Source organism: Ruegeria sp. CDSA079, assembly GCF_059612245.1.
The window spans coordinates 83,958-98,435 of the sequence record NZ_JBXWQF010000001.1; the positions used below are offsets into that span (position 1 = coordinate 83,958).

Annotated in this window: 14 protein-coding genes; 6 read left to right on the forward strand and 8 right to left on the reverse strand. The window is 57.7% G+C overall.

Features of this window, described 5'->3' with window-relative positions; translation table 11 throughout:
* Positions 1-22 precede the first annotated feature (22 nt).
* The 7 genes from AC2FJZ_RS00415 to AC2FJZ_RS00445 form a co-directional block, all read right to left on the reverse strand.
* Positions 23-397, reverse strand: a complete 375-nt coding sequence (locus AC2FJZ_RS00415) for a DUF2237 family protein (RefSeq protein WP_496775683.1) — start codon at positions 395-397, stop codon at positions 23-25.
* Between the two features lie 9 nt (positions 398-406).
* The gene (locus AC2FJZ_RS00420) at positions 407-1,570 is read right to left on the reverse strand and encodes a serine hydrolase domain-containing protein (RefSeq protein ID WP_496775684.1); all 1,164 of its coding nucleotides are present in this window, start codon (positions 1,568-1,570) and stop codon (positions 407-409) included.
* Between the two features lie 83 nt (positions 1,571-1,653).
* On the reverse strand, positions 1,654-2,334 hold the full coding sequence (gene pth / locus AC2FJZ_RS00425; RefSeq protein ID WP_496775686.1) for an aminoacyl-tRNA hydrolase: 681 nt from the start codon (positions 2,332-2,334) through the stop codon (positions 1,654-1,656).
* A gap of 142 nt (positions 2,335-2,476) precedes the next feature.
* The gene (locus AC2FJZ_RS00430; protein ID WP_050603118.1) at positions 2,477-3,130 is read right to left on the reverse strand and encodes a 50S ribosomal protein L25/general stress protein Ctc; all 654 of its coding nucleotides are present in this window, start codon (positions 3,128-3,130) and stop codon (positions 2,477-2,479) included.
* A gap of 248 nt (positions 3,131-3,378) precedes the next feature.
* The gene (locus AC2FJZ_RS00435) at positions 3,379-4,545 is read right to left on the reverse strand and encodes an alpha-hydroxy acid oxidase (RefSeq protein ID WP_496775687.1); all 1,167 of its coding nucleotides are present in this window, start codon (positions 4,543-4,545) and stop codon (positions 3,379-3,381) included.
* Between the two features lie 407 nt (positions 4,546-4,952).
* On the reverse strand, positions 4,953-6,320 hold the full coding sequence (locus AC2FJZ_RS00440) for a sensor histidine kinase (RefSeq protein ID WP_496667597.1): 1,368 nt from the start codon (positions 6,318-6,320) through the stop codon (positions 4,953-4,955).
* Entirely contained in the window at positions 6,317-6,985 is a 669-nt protein-coding gene (locus tag AC2FJZ_RS00445; protein WP_496775688.1) for a response regulator transcription factor, read from the reverse strand. The genes AC2FJZ_RS00440 and AC2FJZ_RS00445 overlap by 4 nt, the downstream gene beginning before the upstream one ends.
* Before the next feature lie 139 nt (positions 6,986-7,124).
* Here AC2FJZ_RS00445 and AC2FJZ_RS00450 point away from each other — a divergent pair, with 139 nt between their 5' ends.
* The 5 genes from AC2FJZ_RS00450 to AC2FJZ_RS00470 all read left to right on the forward strand — a co-directional run bounded on the left by AC2FJZ_RS00450 (position 7,125) and on the right by AC2FJZ_RS00470 (position 12,683).
* A complete protein-coding gene (locus AC2FJZ_RS00450; RefSeq protein WP_209194860.1) occupies positions 7,125-8,213 on the forward strand; it encodes a type 2 periplasmic-binding domain-containing protein in 1,089 nt (362 codons plus the stop codon).
* Between the two features lie 76 nt (positions 8,214-8,289).
* Entirely contained in the window at positions 8,290-10,320 is a 2,031-nt protein-coding gene (locus tag AC2FJZ_RS00455; RefSeq protein ID WP_496775689.1) for a tripartite tricarboxylate transporter permease, read from the forward strand.
* Positions 10,321-10,330: 10 nt separating this feature from the next.
* On the forward strand, positions 10,331-11,419 hold the full coding sequence (locus AC2FJZ_RS00460; RefSeq protein ID WP_496775691.1) for a 4-oxalomesaconate tautomerase: 1,089 nt from the start codon (positions 10,331-10,333) through the stop codon (positions 11,417-11,419).
* 50 nt (positions 11,420-11,469) lie between these two features.
* Positions 11,470-11,706 carry a hypothetical protein gene (locus AC2FJZ_RS00465; protein ID WP_170436487.1) on the forward strand — a complete coding sequence of 79 codons (237 nt, stop codon included), beginning with the start codon at positions 11,470-11,472 and terminating at the stop codon, positions 11,704-11,706.
* A complete protein-coding gene (locus AC2FJZ_RS00470; protein WP_496775693.1) occupies positions 11,703-12,683 on the forward strand; it encodes a D-2-hydroxyacid dehydrogenase family protein in 981 nt (326 codons plus the stop codon). The genes AC2FJZ_RS00465 and AC2FJZ_RS00470 overlap by 4 nt, the downstream gene beginning before the upstream one ends.
* On the opposite strand, the gene AC2FJZ_RS00475 is transcribed toward AC2FJZ_RS00470, so the two are convergent.
* Positions 12,652-13,716, reverse strand: coding sequence for an AbrB family transcriptional regulator (locus AC2FJZ_RS00475; RefSeq protein WP_496775695.1), 1,065 nt, complete (start codon positions 13,714-13,716; stop codon positions 12,652-12,654). The genes AC2FJZ_RS00470 and AC2FJZ_RS00475 overlap by 32 nt on opposite strands.
* A gap of 78 nt (positions 13,717-13,794) precedes the next feature.
* Here AC2FJZ_RS00475 and AC2FJZ_RS00480 point away from each other — a divergent pair, with 78 nt between their 5' ends.
* Positions 13,795-14,475, forward strand: coding sequence for a GntR family transcriptional regulator (locus AC2FJZ_RS00480; protein ID WP_496775904.1), 681 nt, complete (start codon positions 13,795-13,797; stop codon positions 14,473-14,475).
* Positions 14,476-14,478: the final 3 nt, after the last annotated feature.

Below are 14,478 nucleotides of genomic sequence, written 5' to 3' on the forward strand. Positions count from 1 at the left end.
AGGTATGCGGGCCGACAAGCCGTCACTTCTCGGCTTTATGCTGCAGCAAAATCTCGAGTGGCACGATCTCTAACGCGCGTTGATGCGTGGCCTCAAGATGGACCTGTGGCGCACATCCCTCGTCATGGGCTTGCGTAAAACGGCTGGCGCACAGGCACCAGCTGTCACCGGGCTTGAGGCCCGCGAAGTCGAATTCGGGCCGTGCCGTGCTCAGATCGTTGCCGACATATTTGGAGAACGCCAGAAACTCGGCTGTCATCACCGCACAGACGGTGTGGCTGCCTTGATCTTCGGGGCAGGTATTGCACGAGCCGTCGCGGAAAAAGCCGGTTAAGGGGTTTCTTGAACAGGGGGCGAGGACACCTCCCATAACATTGATACTGTCTTGCTTTTGCATGAAGTTACCTTACAGGCTTTCTGCGATCTTTCGGAACATTTCGATGTTCTGATCATTCACGCCAGGTTCAAGAAACAGACGGTCTGCGCCGGTTGAGACAATCAAAACACCTCGGGGCTGATTGAAATAGATATACTGACCGTAAATGCCACGGGCCAGAAACTCGCCTTCGTGCGCACCACGGGGTATCCACCATTGATAGCCATAGCCGATCTTGCCTTGCGCCGTCGGGGCGCTGGGTTGCGTGGCCTCGAATATCCATTCGGCAGGAACCAGTTGTTGCCCATCCACTTTGCCGTCCTGCAGGATCATTTGTCCGAACCGTGCAAAGTCACGCGTGGTGAAGTTCAGGCCAGCCAACACAAAAGCAACACCGGCACCGTCCGTGACATAGTATCCGTCATGCTCCAGTCCCAAGGGCTGTATGATTTTTTCGGTCAACAGCTCGGCCACGCTGCGCCCGGTTGCGCCGCGTATGACCATGCCTAAGACGTGCGTATCGATTGAGACGTATTGCCAGGTTTCGCCCGGCGTCGCAAAGCTGTCTTGCAAGGACGCTGCAAAATCGTCCAACTCGCCACCCAAGGCGATGACGCGACCCATGCGGTTGATGTCAGAGTTCGGGTCCAGATAATCTTCGTCAAACGTGACACCGCTGGCCATGTTCAACACATTGCGGATTGTCGCGGCCTCATAAGCGCTGCCCTTTAGCTTCGGGGCGTATTTGATTACCGGGTCGTCCAGTGACTCGATCGCGTCCTCAACCAGCAAAATCCCAAAAAGCGCTGAAAGATAGCTTTTGGCCACCGACCACGAGATCCGACGGTCATTTGGGCTGGTACCCAGATAATACTCCTCGAACCGGATATCGCCGCCCTGCATGACCAACAACGAGGTGACAGAGCGTTCATCGATCCATTTGTCGGTGCCATCGGGCAGGTCGAACCCTTCGCCGTAAGGCAGCTCCCACGTCGGGCCGTTGCCACGGGGCAGATCAATGGTCAGAAAAGCTTCGTTCATGTGCGAAAAATTGTGAACGATCTTTTCTTCGGAAAACAGCGAGTTCACAGCCATCAGGCGCTGCAACTCTTCGCGTTTCCACAGCCCAACGACAACGGCAGCCAGAGCCAGCGCCACAACGATGCGCAGCACCCACTTCAAAATGGATCTCATCGCATAGCCTCCCTTGTTCCTCGGTATTGGATCGCGGACGCTTTCATTCTGCAATGACTACGTAACGGAATGTGCCGGATCTGCTATTTGAATTTGTCCAACAGCTTCTGCATGGCAGAGCGGTTATCCACTTCGGATTCTGTCGATGTTTTGGGTTTCGCCTCGGTTTTCGGGGCAGGTGTCTTTGAGGAGCGCGGTGGAGCGGTGCGCAGCGCGACCGCATTCATGAATTTCCCGCCTTCGTCTTGGGCCAAGTAAGCTGCCCCGTCCGAAATGCCACGCAGCACATCATCTAACCAGCCAGCCTCGGACTTGGCAAAATCGTTCAAAACGTAGGCTGACACCATTTCCTTGCGACCGGGATGCCCAATTCCAAGGCGCACGCGGTCATAGGCGGCTCCGATATGGTCATGGATCGAACGCAAGCCATTGTGTCCGGCATGCCCACCGCCCGCCTTGACACGCACTTTGCAGGGGGCAAGGTCCAGCTCGTCATGGAAGACAACGACATCAGTTGAATCAAGCTTGTAGAACCGCATCGCTTCACCGACGGATTGGCCGGACCGGTTCATGAAGGTCTGTGGTTTCAGCAGCATAACCTTTTCGCTGCCCAATCGACCTTCTGAAAGCTCGCCCTGAAACTTGGACTTCCACGGGCCAAACCCGTGGTCCTCTGCAATCCGCTCCACGGCCATGAACCCGATATTGTGCCGGTTGCGGGCGTATTTCTGCCCCGGGTTCCCCAATCCGACAAAGAGTTTCATGATGTTGCTCCGCCCCTGTAGCCGTTAGGCGTTTTCATGCACGGAAACGCTTGGAAAATCCAGTCAGCCCGAATGGGTCTACACGCAAAAAAAACGGGGCACTGAAGAGCCCCGTTCTAAAATCCAGAAATCTGGTCCAGATTTATTCTTCTTCTTTGCCGACGACTTCAACTTCATCGACTGCAACTTCGCCCTCTTCACCTTCTTCGTCGTCGCTTGTGGACAGACCTGTTGGTGCTGAGACGTTTGCAATCACGAAATCACGGTCGATGGTCGGTTTGGTGCCTTCGGGCAGGTCAACCGACGAAATGGTGACAACGTCGTTGATGTTCATTCCGGTCACGTCAACAGTGATCTTCTCAGGAATGTCACCTGCGGTGCACAGCAATTCGACTTCCGGACGGACAACGGTCAGAACGCCGCCCTTTTTGATGCCGGGCGCTTCTTCCTCGTTGATGAATTCAACCGGGATGAACAGCGCAATCTTGGTGGTACGACGCAGGCGCATCAGGTCCAGGTGGGTCGGCAGGTCTTTGACGATATCACGCTGAACGTCGCGGCAGATGACGCGAACGTCTTCGTGACCTTCGACCTTCAGGTTCCACAGGGTCGACTTGAAGCGACCAGCTTTCAGGCGCTTGAACAGTTCGTTGAACGGGATCTGAATCGCCAGCGGATCTTTGTCGCCGCCAAATACAACACCCGGAACCATGCCTTCGCGGCGTGTTTTACGAGCGGCGCCCTTGCCTGTCCCCGTCCGTTCCAGAGCTACGAGATCAGGAATCTCTCCAGCCATGATAATTCTCCAATGTTAGGGCGGGCATCCTCCAAGGCTGTATGCCCGCGTGAAGCCGCGTCCTTATCTCGATTCACCGTGTTTGGAAAGGGGTAATTCGCGCCTTGTCATTCTACGAGGCTCTGCCTCACGCTCCGAGGTGTTTTCGGCCATAAGAATAAAGGATCCTGGCTTCATCTGGCCATAAATATCTCGGGGGAGGCGCCCGGAACGGGCGGTGGGGGCAGAGCCCCCCTGTTCCAAGGCAACTAGTCTTGCCAGCGACCGCCGAAATCTTCTGGCACCAAAAGGTTCTGCCGTCCCAGCGCATCAACGGATTTTTCACCGCAAAGCGCCATTGTCGTATCCAATTCCCTCTGGATCACCTCCAATGCTGTCGTGACACCTTTCTGGCCCATCGCGCCCAAGCCATAGACAAACGCGCGGCCGACATAGGTGCCCTTGGCCCCAAGCGCCAAAGCCTTGAGAACGTCCTGACCTGACCGGATACCGCTGTCGAGATGAACCTCAATATCACCGCCGACGGCGTCCATGATTTCGGGCAGCACGCGGATCGAGCTGAGTGCGCCATCAAGCTGACGTCCGCCGTGGTTTGACACGACGATGGCATCTGCGCCCAGCTTCGCGGCCATTTTTGCATCTTCGGCGTCAAGAATGCCTTTCAGGATGACCTTGCCGCCCCATTGCTCCATCAGCTTTTCCACCTTGATCCAATCCAGGCTGGGATCGAACTGTTCGGCGGTCCAAGCCCCCAGGGAAGACGCGTCTGAAATGCCTTCGACATGGCCGACGATATTGCCAAACTCACGCCTTTGGGCACCCAGCATTTCCATTCCCCAAGCCCATTTGGTCATCAGGTTGGCGATGGTCTTGGCCGTCAGCTTCGGCGGGGCGGAAAGGCCATTTTTGAGATCTTTATGACGTTGACCCAGAATCTGCAGATCCAGTGTGATCACCAGTGCTGAACACTTGGCGTCTTTGGCCCGTTGGATCAGGCGGTTAACGTAGTCGGTGTCCTTCATCGTATAGAGCTGAAACCAAAACGGCGTGTCGGTGTGTTCTGCCACGTCTTCGATCGAGTTGATCGACATGGTGGAAAGCGTAAAAGGTACGCCAAATTCCTCGGCAGCTTTCGCGGCCTTCATTTCTCCATCCGCGTGTTGCATCCCGGTCAGCCCAACCGGAGCCAGCGCCACCGGCATCGAGACATCCTCGCCAATCATCTGCGAGGTCGTCGAGCGACCGGACATATCAACCGCAACCCGCTGGCGAAGCCGGATTTTTTCAAAGTCGCTGCTGTTTTCGCGAAAGGTTTGTTCCGTCCAACTGCCACTTTCAGCATAATCGTAGAACATCCGAGGAACGCGGCGTTCGTATATGCGCCTGAGGTCTTCAATATTGGTAATCACGGGCATGGCTGCTGACCTCCGGGCGTACTGGTTATTTTTTCTTACCAATCCAATGCACAGCCTGCAATGGACTGACATTGGGCCCGGCCGACAAAAAACCGCCGCAGGGCATTCCTGACGCATTCCGCGCTGTAGGAGGTATCTGGTAATAAGTTGCCGAGTATTTGTTGGCTCCGCCAAAAAGGTGGAGCCAATTTTGATGGAGGACGGAAACCGGACATCCGCTGCACTTTGCTCTGTGGTCTGCTATGCGGACCAAGCGCCATTTCGCTGCAAAAGGCTTCAAAGTCCGGTGAAGACGTATCAAGACCACCGTGCCCGGCACCTGGGGTGGAAACCGGTCATTCGCTGTAATCGAAAAAACTCTCTTTGATTGTGACAGGTTTCGGGTTCCGAGCAGAAATTGAAACAAACTACAGGGCTATGGGAAGTTGAAGCGTGACGCTTGCTCCTTTTTCGACTTGGTTGATCGCGGCCACTCCTCCGTGGCGCTTCGCTACAGCTGAGACAATCGACAACCCTAAACCGCTGCCTTCGGAATATTCCAGCTGCGAAAATCGACTGAAAACGGTTTCGCTTTGTTCGGGTGAAAGGCCGGTTCCGTCATCGGATACGGTAAGCTTTACGTTCTCGCCATCAGAGCGCAGCGCGACTGAAATTTGGCTCAACTTAGTCCCACCGTGCTTAACTGCGTTGTCCAGCAGGTTTTTGATGGCCTCAGTTAAAAAAACCTGATCTCCTAAAACCGTAATTGTCGAGTCCGGCATCGTAACATCAAACTCGATCCCTTTTGCGAGGATCTGTACACCCATGTCAGCGCAGGCTTCTTCCACAACCGCACGGAAATCAATCTTGTCCATCTGATCCTGATGCGTAGGTTGCCGCAACCGCTCCAACGACAATAGCTGCTCGGCCACCGTGGCGGAATTTTTCGCTGCCGACACAAGCTCGATTATCCGTTTGTCCTTGTCCTCATCCGTTTTTGCGTCCCGCAAAGCCTCGGCCATGGACTGAACCGCTGCCGCGGGATTCCGCAGCTGATGTGCGGCTTCTGAGATAAACACCTGATGGGCGTTAATACTACGCTCGACCTGCCCAAACAGTCGATTCAGGGTCTGAACAATTCCATGAACCTCGACCGGGACCGGGCGTTTGATTTTGCTCAGGTCGTCAGGTGAGCGTAGGTCGATCGCATCCTGCAAATCCAGCAAGGGCCGCAGCCCTCGCGCGACGCCGAACCAGACAACAAACGCAAGGGTGGCCAACAGGATACCCATCAGAATCGCCGCACGGATCGACAACTCATTGGCAAAGGCGTTGCGATCCGCGATGCGTTGCCACGCTGTGACTGTCGCATCGCCCACCAGGTTATCCAACGTGACCCGCTCAGTCATTTTCAGCACGCGCACCGGCTCATCCCGATAGATCGCCTCAAAAAACCGCGGCTGGTACGCGCCCTGTTCAGATGGTTTTGCAGCGGCCGGAGGATATGCATACCCTGTGACGTAGATGCCACCGGGTCCAGTCACGTGATAGAAAATCTCTCCTCCTGACGCATCTCGGATCAAGCTGCGCGTGGTGGGCGACAAGGCATCGCCTTCTGACACCGCAACATCGCGCGATATAGCCAGACCAGCGGACAACAGGCTGTCGTCAAAAAGTTCCTGCGCCGTTTGCTGGGCCGCGGTGTAGCGCCAGTATCCAAGCAGGATTGCGAGCAGCACCAATGGCGTCAGGATCAGAATAAGAAGCCTGAGCCTGAGTGAGCCGTGCCGGATCACTTCTGCACCTCAAGCAGGTATCCAAGGCCACGGGCAGTCTTGATCCGGATGCCAAGGTTCTGAAGGCGTTTGCGCAGTCGTGACACATGCGGCTCGACCGCTGAGTCGTCGACGTCGGCGCCCACGCCGTAGACGTAATCGGTCAACTGACTTTTGGGGACGATCCTGCCGCGTCGCTCCAGCAGGCATTCAAGCACAGCCATTTCCCGACGCGGCACGTCGAGCACTTGGCCTTTTGCACTGACCTGCCGGGCCGTACGGTCGAACTCAAGATCTCCGATGGTCTCGCGCGCGCCATAGTCCAGCTGTTTGCGACGGGACAGGGCGCGTATGCGAGCCTCAAGCTCATCCATTTCGAACGGTTTGACCAGATAGTCGTCAGCGCCCATATCCAGGCCGGAAACGCGGTCGCTGGTTTCACTGCGCGCGGTCAGCAGGATGACAGGTGCACTGTCTCCCCGGTTGCGCAAGGACCGCAAGATCTCAAGCCCTGACCGACCAGGAAGATTGATGTCCAGAACGATCAGGTCTGCGCCTTCCTGCGCCAGATACAGCTCGGCGGCATCGCCGTCTGTCAGCACATCAGCGGCATGGCCCCGGTCCCGCAGGCGATAGGCAATGGCGTTGGCGAGGGTCTCGTTATCCTCGACGATGACGATCCGCATTCGGGCTCCTGCAAGTTTCGCGCAAGGTTGACGCTCCATGATTGCCAGATGGGAGGGGGAATCAACCCCACAGTTCTATATGCGATCACGGTAGCGCGGAGGGCGCCGACGTGGTTGTCTGGTCAACAGGGAGGAACCAATGGCCATTTCCAACTTCACCCGCCGCGCCGTCGTGGGGCTGATCGCCGCCGCCGGACTCGCCGCACCTGCCGCTGCAGAAGTCGATTTCTCGGGCAAGACCATCGAATGGGTCATTCCTTTCTCGGAAACGGGCGGGTCGGCCAAATGGGCCAACTTCTTTGCGCCGCTTCTGTCCGAGGCACTGCCGGGCCAACCGACTGTGGTGGTCAAATTCATGCCGGGCGCAGGTTCGACCAAAGGTGCGAACTGGTTTCAGGAGCAGAATCATGATGACGGCACGCTGCTGTTTGGCACGTCGGGTTCAACACAGTTCCCGTATCTGCTGAGCGACCCGCGTGTGCGCTATGAATACAACGATTGGATTCCGGTTATGGCGTCGGGCACCGGCGGTGTCGCCTATCTGAACGCCGAAGATGGGGCCAAGTTTGATGGTTCTGCCAATGCGCTGAAAGACACCAATTTCATCTACGGCTCGCAGGGCGCGACCCGTTTAGACCTTGTGCCGCTGCTGGCCTGGCAGATGCTGGGCATGAATGTTGAGCCTGTCTTTGGTATCAAGGGCCGCGGTGATGGCCGCCTGATGTTCGAACGCGGTGAGGCTAATATCGACTACCAGACATCCTCGGGCTATCTGGGCGGGTCGGCCCCACTGGTCGAGGCTGGTCAGGCCGTTCCGATGATGACATGGGGTGCACTGGACGCCGATGGCAACATCGTGCGCGATCCGACCTTCCCGGACATTCCGACTTTCAAGGAGGTCTGCGAGGCCACCGATGGCTGCGAAACCAGTGGTGAGGCATGGGACGCATGGAAAGCCTTCTTCGTGGCAGGTTTCCCGGTTCAGAAGCTGGCCTTCCTGCCCGGTGACACGCCGCAAGAGGTCGTCGACGCCTATACCGCAGCGTTCCAAGCTGTGACCGAGCGGGGTGATTTTGCTGATATCTCCTCGAAGCGCGTCGGCAAGTATCCGGTGTTCGTCGGCGACGGCTCAAAAGCCGCGCTGCAAACGGCGACTAATGTGGACGACAACGCCAAGCAATACGTCCTGAACTGGCTGAAAGAGGCCTACGGCGTCGAACTGAACTAAGTTGACACGTCGTCGCGCGCCCAACGAAGGGCGCGCGTTTCTCTACATCCAAGACATTTTATGAAAGGCGGCCGCTATGGAGGTTTTCGCCACCGCTCTTCCTGCGCTCGGTGACGCGTGGGGTCTGATCCTGCAACCTATCGTTCTGGGGTATCTCATTCTCGGCGTCGTTATGGGGCTGGCCGTGGGCGTCTTTCCGGGGCTGGGAGGCATCGCCGGTCTGTCCCTGTTGCTGCCCTTCATGTTCGGTATGGACCCGATCCTTGGACTGGCGCTGATGATCGGTATGGTCGCGGTGGTGCCGACGTCGGACACTTTTGCGTCCGTCCTGATGGGCATCCCCGGCAGCTCCGCCTCGCAGGCGACCGTGCTGGACGGCTTCCCCATGGCGAAAAAGGGCGAAGCGGCAAGGGCGCTGTCGGCGGCTTTTTCCTCGTCCCTCTTCGGCGGGCTGGTCGGCGCGACCTTCCTGACCATGTTCATTCTGATCGCGCGGCCCATCGTTCTGGCCTTCGGCCTGCCCGAGATGTTGATGATTACAATTCTCGGCCTGTCGATGGTCGCCATTTTGGCCGGGCGGATCCCGCTGAAAGGCGTCGCCGCCGCCGGTCTGGGCCTGATGGTCGGCACGATTGGTGAGGCGGATGCAGGCGGTTCGCTGCGCATGGCAACTTATGACATTCCTTATCTGACGGACGGCCTGAAGCTGGTCATCGTTGGCCTGGGTATCTTTGCGGTGCCCGAGATCGTATCGCTGCTGCGTCAAGATCGGTCGATTGCCAAAGGGGCCTCACTGGGCGCCGGTTGGCTGGACGGCGTCAAAGACTGGTTCGCAAATATATGGCTGTCGGTGCGTTGTTCGATCATTGGCGTGATTGTTGGCGTCATACCTGGTCTTGGTGGTTCGGTGGTCGACTGGATTGCCTACGGCCATTCGGTTCAATCCACCAAGGACAAGAGCAATTTCGGCAAAGGCGAAGTGCGCGGAGTCATCGGCCCGGAAAGCTCAAACAACGCCAAGGAGGGCGGCGGTTTGGTGCCAACTTTGCTGTTCGGCATTCCCGGTTCCGGCTCAATGGCGATCTTTATCGGCGCGGTGGCCCTGCTGGGGTCTGGCGATATCGAGGTCGGTCCAAGCATGCTGAAAGACAATCTCGACATCACCTATTCAATCGTTTGGCTGCTGGCGCTGGCCAACGTCGTGGGCACGATCTTGTGCATCGCGGCATCGGGCGGGATCGCCAAGCTGACCACGATCCGCTTCACCTATCTGGCGCCCTTCCTGTTCATGTTGATCAGCTTTGCGGCCTTCCAATCCGGCCAAAACTTCGAAGACTTGCTGGCCCTGTTCGTGATCGGCCTGATCGGCATCTTTTTACGCCGTTTCGACTGGTCGCGCCCGGCCTTCCTGATCGGTTTCGTTCTGTCGAACCCGGTTGAGAAGTTCACCAATCAGGCGTTCCAGATCGCCTCATTCCGGTTCCGCAAAAGCTTTGGCGAGGGGATGGAATATGTCTTCAGCCCTATCGTCATCGTGCTGATCGTGGTCACGGTTGTTTCGGTCATTCTGGGCATCCGGCAGGCCAAGATGATCATGGCTGAGGGTGACGTGCAGGCCGGGCACAAACGCGCGCCGTTGATCTTTCTGCTGGTGATCATGGCCTATCTGATCGTCGCTTTGGTCAACGCCAACATGATTCCTGACTACAACATGACTGACAAGATCATACCGCTGGTGATCGGCGGTGTGTCTCTGTTCTGCTGCGTGATCCTGCTGATTCAGATGATGCGGCGGCCCGAGGGCGACGCAATCTTTGCCGACAAGGAAATCGCTGGTGAGGATGCCAGCGCGCCCCATGGTCTTTGGTCCACACTGGTATGGTTCGCCAGCCTGATCGCTGCGACCTGGGTGGTGGGTTTCATCCTCGCTCTGCTGGGTTTCCTGATCGCATTCTTCCGTATCCGGGCCGGGGCCAGCTGGCAGATGACACTGATCCTGACCGCCTGCGGCATTGGTTTCATGTGCCTGATGGCGGGCGCACTGAACCGCGATTTCCCGCCCGGTCTGTTGCAAGACATGATCAGCCTGCCCTGGCCGTTGAAGTGAGGGATCCAAAATGACCCAAACCGCAATCCCTTACCTCTTCATGCGCGGCGGCACGTCGAAAGGCCCGTATTTCCGCCGCTCGGATTTGCCTGAGGATCTGGACGCGCTGGCCGAGGTGCTGATCGCCGCTCTTGGGTCCGGGCAGTCGCTGAACATCGACGGCATCGGCGGCGGCGCGGCGGTGACCACAAAGGTCGCGATGCTGTCGGTCAGCGAGGATGACTGGGCCGATATCGACTATTTCTTTGCGCAGGTCTCGGTCGAGGACAAGCTGGTCGATTTCAAACCGACTTGCGGCAACATCCTGTCCGGGGTTGCCCCTGCTGCCATCGAGATGGGCTTGTTCAAACCGCAGGGTGATGAAACTGAAGTTCGCATTCGGGCCGTCAACACTGGGGCTCGGGTCGTGGCCAAGGTGAATACACCCGGGGGCGAATTGACCTATGAGGGTGATGCGGAGATTGCCGGCGTTCCCGGTCATTCAGCGCCGGTGCAGTTGAGTTTCATGGGCGTGGTGGGCTCGGCCACCGGAGCGTTCCTGCCTACGGGCAACCTGCGCGATGCAGTTCAGGGCGTCGAACTGACCTTCATGGATGTCGCTATGCCGATGGCTATCGCCCGCGCCACAGACTTCGGATTGACGGGCTATGAGAGCGCCAAGGAACTTGACGCAAACCGCGCGTTCTTTGACCGGATGGAGGCCGTTAGGATCGAAGCAGGGCAGCGGATGGGTATGGGGGATGTGTCCAAATCGGTCACCCCTAAGTTCGGCCTTGTTGCTCCGGCCAGAGAGGGCGGAACGCTCGCAGTGCGGTATTTCATGCCGTGGAAAACCCACCCGACCATGGCGGTCACCGGCGCGCAATGCATGGCGTCTTGCGCTTTGACTCCCGGAACCGTCGCCGACGGTTTGCTGGATCGCCCCACGAACAGCCCGGCTGAAGTCGTTCTGGAACACGCCTCGGGCAATATCGACGTGTTGGTGGATTTTTCCACCACCGACGGGTTCACAGTGAACGCGGCGGGTTTGGTGCGGACCGCGCGCAAGTTGGCGGACGGGCATGTTTATGTGCCTGAGTCTGTTTGGAACGGGAGTTGATCAAGTGCAACCCAAATAGTATACTATTGTATACATAATGGGAGGACACGATGGACAACTACTCGGAATGCCTCGATATCGCGCGTCAGGAACTCATGTTGGCGCAGTCGGCCCTACGGCGGGACATCGCGGACTATCCGACACCGATTGCTGGCTGCGATGAGCAGTTCAACCATCTGCTGGATCAAAGCGAACGGGTCCGCAATGCACTTGCCGCTCTCGACACATGTCATTTTGTGCCGACGCCAAGAAAACTGAACACCGAGCAGGGTATAGAAAGCCGATGAAGGTCCACATTCTTGATGACTGGTTTGACACGCTGCGTGGCCTGCCTTGCTTTGAGAGACTCACGGGTCATGAGGTGTCGGTATGGACGGATCATGTCGAAGACACTGACACTCTGGCCGAGAGATTGCAGGAAGCAGAGGTGCTGGTGCTGTTCCGCGAACGTACCAAAGTCACTCGCTCCTTGCTGGGGAAGTTACCGAACCTGAAACTGATCAGCCAGCGCAGCGTTTATCCTCATGTCGATGTCGAAGCCTGTACAGATCACCGCGTGTTGTTGTGTTCGAACATGCATGGTGGAACGCCGTCTTATGCTGCAGCTGAACTTACTTGGGCGTTAATCATGGTCGGGATGCGGGATTTGCCCGCACAAATGGCCTCGGTCAAAGCAGGGCACTGGCAGGCGGGCGTGGGCAAGACGCTGCGGGGGCGTCAGTTGGGGCTCTATGGCTATGGCCGCATTGCTCGCGCCATTGCAAGTTATGCCGAGGCCTTTGGGATGAATGTGGTCTGGTGGTCATCCGTAGAAGGCCGGGCGCGTGCGCAGGCCGATGGCGCGCAGGTCGCGCCCAGCCGTGAAGCGTTCTTTGGCAGCAGCGATGTTGTCTCGGTCCATGTGCGCTTGAAACCGGATACGCGCGGGATCATCACCGCATCGGATTTCGCACAGATGCAGCCGGAGGCGCTGTTTGTGAACACCTCGCGAGCCGGGCTGATCGCACCTGGTGCTTTGCTTGAGGCGCTGAACGTCGGTCGCCCCGGCAAAGCGGCGATTGATGTGTTCGATTCCGAGCCACTGATTGATCCGACCGACCCGCTTTTGTCACATCCCAACCTGATCGCGACCCCACATATCGGCTTTGTGACTGAAGACGAGTTCGACCTGCAATTCGCGGATATTTTCGATCATGTGAACGCCTATGCCGAAGGCGCTCCGATCAACATGATCAACCCCGAGGTTTGGACCAACGCAGAATAAGATTTGCGGCGATGGGCGCACCGATGATCACCAGCACGATCCTTGTCAGATGGTGGGTGATCACAAAGCCCAAATCCGCGCCCGAGACGATGGCCAGCACCGTCATCTCTGCCTGCCCACCGGGCGCGAAGGCCAGAAACGCCTCGACAGGTTGGCCCAGTCCCAAGGTGGTGACAACGGCGGTGAAAGCGGCTGCCAGGACGGCAAGGACAATGACATAGGCGAAGCCCGCTGCCACTACCCGGCGTAGTTCGACCCATGTGACACCTACGAATTTCACACCAATTCCGCAGCCAATGAAAAACTGCGCTGCAAGTATGGCCTCGCGAGGCGGTCGGGTATGAATGAAGTCGCCCAGTGACAAGGCGGCCGTAAGGATCATTGGCCCCAGGATTGACGCCCCGAACAGGCCGATCCGCTCCCCGCCTTTCCAGCCGATAATGGCAGACAGAACCATCAGCGCCAATTCATGTATTGGCAGGTTGTGCGCGGGCTCGCCAATCGGATTGGTGAGTTGGGCATCATAGAACACGGTGAGGAACAAGGGGGCCAACGTCACGATGATCAGCACGCGCGTACCGTGGATCAAGGACAAGGTACGCGGATTGGCCCCCGCCTCAGTGCCAAAGATGATCATGTCTTGCAAACCGCCCGGCATGGCTGCGTAGAAAGCCGTTGTGGAGTCAAAGCCCCAGAATTTGCGAAAGAATGGCACACCTACCAGCGCGATTAGCAGGATGAAGAACGGGATCAGCGCAATTGACGCGGCCATTTTTGGCAATTCAGCAAACAAAGCCGGCGTAATCGATGCCCCTACCGCCACGCCCAGTATAGTGCGGGCGGCAACCGAGACCTGTCCAAAGCCTTCCATCGGTGCGTGCGCAAGAGCTGCAATCAAACATGCGCTCATTGGCCCGAACAGAAAAGGTAGCGGCAGGTTTAGCGCCCAAAATACCCCAGTGCCCAACACCGCCAGGCCGAGCGTGACGGCCCGTTTCGTCAGAAGAGAGGGGGTATCGGTTTGGCTGTGCAAGGTAAGCGTTCCAGCTTCGTTGACTTATAATGTATCCATGTGTATACAACTGGACGCAAGATGACAAGAGAGCCTGCGATGACCCTTCAGGACGACCCGTTACAACCTGGCCCACAAGGCAATTCTGCGTATCAGCGCCTGCTGTGCGAGATTCGCGAGGGCACTCTTTTGCCCGGCGACCGGCTGCGCGAGATTGAGCTCTCGGAACGGTTGGGCGTCAGCCGTACCCCGGTGCGCGAGGCGATAAGGCAGTTGGAAGCCGACGGGCTGGTCACACATGTGCCACGGCAAGGTGCCACCGTGCGCAGCCTGGATTACGCTGAGGTCATGGAACTCTATGAGATGCGCGCGGTGCTTGAAGGGACAGCGGCCCGTCTGGCAACCCGCGCGGCATCGGATGTTGAACTGGATGAGCTTGAGGTTCTGAATGACCGGCTGGCCGAGGCGGGTACTGGCCCCGATGCGGCCCAAATCAACAAGATCTTTCACGCGACGTTGCTGGATGCGGCCAAGAACCGGTTTCTGGCAAAATCCATGCTCTCCTTGCAAAAGGCGCTGTTGATCCTGGGTCCCTCGCAATTGCTGGATAGCGACCGCGCCGAGGCCGCAGTGGCCGAGCATCGGCGCATCATGGCGGCTTTGAAGGCCCGCGATGGTGCGGCGGCCGAGACAGAGATGCGCGCGCATATTCAGGCTGCGCAGCGGATGCGCATCCGCGCGTTGCAGGACCGCGACCGCTCAATCGACGAAAGCCAGTAGGTA

What these genes read in the sequence shown, in the direction of transcription:
- pth (WP_496775686.1), bottom strand. Translation starts at nt 2,334, where the DNA reads ATGAAACTCTTTGTCGGATTGGGGAACCCGGGGCAGAAATACGCCCGC.
- AC2FJZ_RS00470 (WP_496775693.1), top strand. Translation starts at nt 11,703, where the DNA reads ATGAAGGTCCACATTCTTGATGACTGGTTTGACACGCTGCGTGGCCTG.
- AC2FJZ_RS00465 (WP_170436487.1), top strand. Translation starts at nt 11,470, where the DNA reads ATGGACAACTACTCGGAATGCCTCGATATCGCGCGTCAGGAACTCATG.
- AC2FJZ_RS00445 (WP_496775688.1), bottom strand. Translation starts at nt 6,985, where the DNA reads ATGCGGATCGTCATCGTCGAGGATAACGAGACCCTCGCCAACGCCATT.
- AC2FJZ_RS00435 (WP_496775687.1), bottom strand. Translation starts at nt 4,545, where the DNA reads ATGCCCGTGATTACCAATATTGAAGACCTCAGGCGCATATACGAACGC.
- AC2FJZ_RS00420 (WP_496775684.1), bottom strand. Translation starts at nt 1,570, where the DNA reads ATGAGATCCATTTTGAAGTGGGTGCTGCGCATCGTTGTGGCGCTGGCT.
- AC2FJZ_RS00460 (WP_496775691.1), top strand. Translation starts at nt 10,331, where the DNA reads ATGACCCAAACCGCAATCCCTTACCTCTTCATGCGCGGCGGCACGTCG.
- AC2FJZ_RS00450 (WP_209194860.1), top strand. Translation starts at nt 7,125, where the DNA reads ATGGCCATTTCCAACTTCACCCGCCGCGCCGTCGTGGGGCTGATCGCC.
- AC2FJZ_RS00415 (WP_496775683.1), bottom strand. Translation starts at nt 397, where the DNA reads ATGCAAAAGCAAGACAGTATCAATGTTATGGGAGGTGTCCTCGCCCCC.
- AC2FJZ_RS00430 (WP_050603118.1), bottom strand. Translation starts at nt 3,130, where the DNA reads ATGGCTGGAGAGATTCCTGATCTCGTAGCTCTGGAACGGACGGGGACA.
- AC2FJZ_RS00455 (WP_496775689.1), top strand. Translation starts at nt 8,290, where the DNA reads ATGGAGGTTTTCGCCACCGCTCTTCCTGCGCTCGGTGACGCGTGGGGT.
- AC2FJZ_RS00480 (WP_496775904.1), top strand. Translation starts at nt 13,795, where the DNA reads ATGACCCTTCAGGACGACCCGTTACAACCTGGCCCACAAGGCAATTCT.